Genomic DNA, 4446 nt, shown 5'->3' on the forward strand with positions numbered 1-4446 from the left:
ACCAGGACCTCACGGCCTTTGCGTACGAGCTGGTTAAAAGTAGGCATTTCTTTTCTCCTTTCTTGATTATTCCGCGCAGTTTCCGGGGCCTGTCCGGCTTTTGGCCGCACTTGACCCCTTGGACTCACGCAATAATTATATTACCGGATAAACCACGCGTTGTCAAGAGTATTCACAAAAAAATATCGGAATAATCGTGCAAGTTGACGGTTGCCGGGAAGAATCTTCCCTTCCCTGCCGGCTTCTGGTTTTTCCGGGAAATCGGGTTTACCGGCGTTCGAGTTCCTCGACGCAGCGTTCCGCCTGGGTGAGAATGCGGTCGAACTTCTCCAGGGCCGCCTCGACCGGCGCCGGCGTTGCCAGATCCACACCGGCATGGCGCAGCTCATCCAGCGGGTAGGCACTGCCGCCCATGTGCAGGAATTCCAGGTACTTCTGAACGGCTTCCTGTCCGCGGGTCAGGATACCCTCCGACAGTGCCACGGCGGTGGAGTAGCCCGTCGCGTACTTATAGACATAGAAGGGACGATAGAAGTGCGGGATGCGAGCCCATTCATACTGGACTTCCTCATCCATCACAAGTTCCGGTCCGAAGTAAGTCTTGACCAGCTCACCGTACAGAGCATTGAGGGACGCGGCATTGAGAGCCTCTCCCCGCTCCTCCATGGCATGGGCTTCCTTCTCGAACTCGGCAAACATGGTCTGACGGTAGACGGTGCCCTTGAAGTTTTCGAGATACTGGTTGAGCAGTGCCAGCCGGGTGGCAGCATCCAGATCCTTGGCGGAGAGCAGATGCTCAATGAGCAGGTTCTCGTTGACCGTGGAGGCGACCTCCGCCACAAAGAGGGTATATCCCGCATACTGCGGCGGCTGGCTGTGGCTGAACCAGGTGTGCATGCTGTGGCCCATCTCATGGGCAATGGTCGAGACGCTGTCCAGCGTACCGGTAAAGTTGCAGAGGATATAGGGGCTGGAATCGTAGCTGCCGCTCGAGTAGGCGCCGCCGGTCTTGCCCTTGTTGGGGTAGACGTCGATCCAGCGTTCGGCAAATCCCTGCCGGACAATGCGGCCATACTCCTCGCCCAGGGGAGCCACGGCATCCAGCACCATCTGCTGGGCCTCCGCGTAGCTGTATTTGCGGGAAACGCCGCTGGTCAGCGGAGCATAGACATCATAATAATGCAGCTCGTCTAGATGAAGGATGCGCTTGCGCAGCGCCACATAGCGATACATGGTATCCAGATGACGATGCACCGCCGTGACAAGGTTGTCATAGACGGGCCTGGGGATGTTCTCCCCTGCCATGCACATGGCGCGGGAGGAGTCGTATCGGCGCAGACGTGCCTCGGCGACCGCCCCCTTGACGGCACCCGCATAGGTGGCCGCAAAGGTATTGATGTGCTGGCGGTATCCTTTGTAGAAGCTGCGGAAGGCATTGCGGCGCAGCGTCCGGTCGGGAGAGGTCTGGAGCAGGATATAGTTGGAACCGGTGACTTCGTGGGAAACACCGGCGGAATCCTCGGCATTCTCAAAGACCAGATCCGCATCCATCAGGTTGTCCGCCACATTTTTGGGCGCTGCGAACACTTCCCCGATCTCGGCCAGCAGCTTTTCCTCGGAGCTGGACAGGGTGTGCGGTTTTTCCCGCATCAGATCCTCCAGTTCAAAGCGGTACGGGGCGACCTGGGGGTCCTCCAGAATGTTCCGCAGCGTTTCCTCGGGCAGGGCCAGGATCTCGGGGCGTGCAAAGGCCGACACAGAACCGGCCCGCACATAGAGGGTCATGACCCGGGCCTGCATGCTCTGGGCATCGGAGGCACGGGTATCTTCGCTGAGGCGAAGGCTTGCATAGACCGCCAGGTCATCCAGGCGGCGGAACAGTGCGGTGTACTCGTCATAAAAGCCGCGGATCGACGCAGCGTCCTTCAGTTTGCCTTCCCAGGACGGGAGCTTGTCCAGCTCGGGCGCGATATCGGCGAGCGCTTTCTCCCAGTCGGCGTCCGATGCATACATCCGGGTCAGGTCCCACTGGTACTGGGGGTCCATCTCCCGGCGTTCCTGTAAAGTTTCAGCCATAGTCAGTCTCCTTTTTGAGCCAGAATAGACGGCAGATGCCGTATCTTTTTTATTATACGCCTGTTGCGGCAAAAAACAAAGCCCCCGCCGTACCCGAACAGGCACGGCGGGGACAAAGTTCAGAGATTATTCGGCGTGGTCATACGCGGCGCCTTCGGCGTCACGCTGCTGCTCCGCACGGACCAGCTCTGCCTCGACCTCCGGCAGACCGGTTCCGGCGGGAATCAGTTTGCCGATGATGACGTTCTCCTTCAGACCGGCCAGCGGGTCGACCTTGCCCTTGATGGCGGCTTCGGTCAGCACGCGGGTGGTTTCCTGGAAGGAGGCGGCGGACAGGAAGCTGTCCGTAGCCAGGCTGGACTTGGTGATGCCGAGCAGGATCTGGCTGGCCTGGACCAGCTTAAGATCCGTCTCACCGGCGTCAATGCGGGCCTGAATGTTTTCATTCTCGATCATGACGTCACGGCGGTTCACGACACTGCCGACGATAAACGAGCTGGAGCCGGCGTCCTCGATGCGGACCTTGCGCATCATCTGGCGGACGATGACTTCGATATGCTTATCGTTGATTTCCACGCCCTGCAGACGGTAGACCTTCTGGACCTCGCTGATCAGGTAATCCTGGGTGGCGATGCGGCCCTTGACGGCCAGAATATCCTGCGGGTAGGCATGGCCTTCGGTGAGCAGAGCGCCCTTGGCGATCACATCGCCCTCCATCACCTTCAGACGATGGCCGAAGGGAATCAGGTAGCTCTTGGTCAGCGCGGCGCCGTTGTCGTCCACGCCGCTGACCTCCACATGGCGGCTCTTCTTGGTATCGTCGATGTGGACGGTACCGGCGATCTCCGACATGATGGCCATGGCCTTGGGACGGCGGCTTTCAAACAGTTCTTCGACTCGCGGAAGACCCTGGGTGATATCTTCGGCCGATGCGATACCGCCGGTATGGAAGGTACGCATGGTCAGCTGAGTACCGGGCTCGCCGATGGACTGTGCAGCGATGATACCGACAGACTCACCGACCTTGACGCACTGGCCGTTGGACATGTTGGAGCCGTAGCAGCGGGCGCAGACACCCACATGGGCACGGCAGGTCATGACGCTGCGGATCTCCAGTTCGGTGATGCCGGCGGCCTCGATCTTCTCGGCGTCGAACATATCCATCATCTTGTCCTTGGACACGATGACTTCCCCGGTGGTGGGATTGACAACATCATGCAGCGGGTAACGGCCGATCAGACGCTCCGAGAAGCTCTCGATCGTGGCGTTGCCTTCGCTGATCTCGCGGACCAGGATGCCCTCGGTGGCATGGCAGTCTTCCTCACGGATGATGACTTCCTGCGAGACATCGACCAGACGACGGGTCAGGTAACCGGAGTCGGCGGTACGCAGAGCGGTATCGGTCAGGCCTTTCCGGGCGCCTCGGGACGAGATGAAGTATTCCAGGATGTTCAGACCTTCGCGGTAGTTGGCGCGAATGGGCATTTCCAGCGTCTTACCGGCGGTGTTGGCCAGCAGGCCGCGCATACCGGCCAGCTGTTTGATCTGGTCCATAGAACCACGGGCACCGGAGTCGGACATCATATAGATGGGGTTGCGCTGGTGGTTGGTCTTCAGGTTGGTGGACAGCGCGTTGGAAACTTCCTCGGTGGCTTCCTGCCAGATGGCAACCGTCTTGGTGTAGCGCTCCTCGTCGGACATCAGGCCGCGGTTGAAGTTCTTCATGACCTTCTCGACCTTCTTGTCGGCCGCAGCCAGGATGGCGGGCTTCTCCTCGGGGATGATGGCATCCGGCACGGCGACGGTGATGGCGGAAAGCGTGGAGTACTTGTAGCCCTGTGCCTTGATGGCATCCAGCATGATGGCGCAGCGCTTGGTGCCGTGCTTGGTCAGGCAGCGGCTGATGATGTCGGGCAGCTTCTTCTTGGTGACCTGGAAGTCTACCTCGTAGTCGAACTTATGTTCGGGATCGGTACGGTCAACATATCCCAGATCCTGCGGGATGGGGGTATTGAAGATGATCTTACCGACCGTGGTCTTGACCAGCGCGGTCTCGGGACCGTTGCCGAAGTCCATCGTGCGGCGCACGCGGACCGGCGCCTGCAGCGTGACAACGTGCTCGGCGTAGGCCATCAGGGCCTCGTTCTCGTCGCGGAAGACCTTGTCGTGGCCGGGATCGTCGGGGTTGACCATCGTCAGGTAGTAGGAGCCCAGGATCATATCCTGCGTGGGCACCGTGACAGGTTCACCGTCAGAGGGCTTGAGCAGGTTGCCGGAGGCGAGCATCAGCATCTTGGCTTCGCGCTGAGCCTCGGTGGACAGCGGCAGATGGACAGCCATCTGGTCGCCGTCGAAGTCAGCGTTGAAGGG

Annotated in this window: 2 protein-coding genes; both read right to left on the bottom strand. The window is 59.8% G+C overall.

The annotated features are described in order from the left end of the window. Window positions 1-267: 267 nt before the first annotated feature. On the bottom strand, window positions 268-2076 hold the full coding sequence (gene pepF, locus U0L91_RS08960; RefSeq protein WP_330046213.1) for an oligoendopeptidase F: 1809 nt from the start codon (window positions 2074-2076) through the stop codon (window positions 268-270). 126 nt (window positions 2077-2202) lie between these two features. Then, on the bottom strand, window positions 2203-4446 hold a 2244-nt coding region (locus tag U0L91_RS08965), incomplete at its 5' end, for a DNA-directed RNA polymerase subunit beta' (protein WP_481804524.1).

Source organism: Gemmiger sp. (genome assembly GCF_036306485.1).
Taxonomy (GTDB): Bacteria; Bacillota; Clostridia; order Oscillospirales; family Ruminococcaceae; genus Gemmiger.

What these genes read in the sequence shown, in the direction of transcription:
- pepF (WP_330046213.1), bottom strand. Translation starts at nt 2,076, where the DNA reads ATGGCTGAAACTTTACAGGAACGCCGGGAGATGGACCCCCAGTACCAG.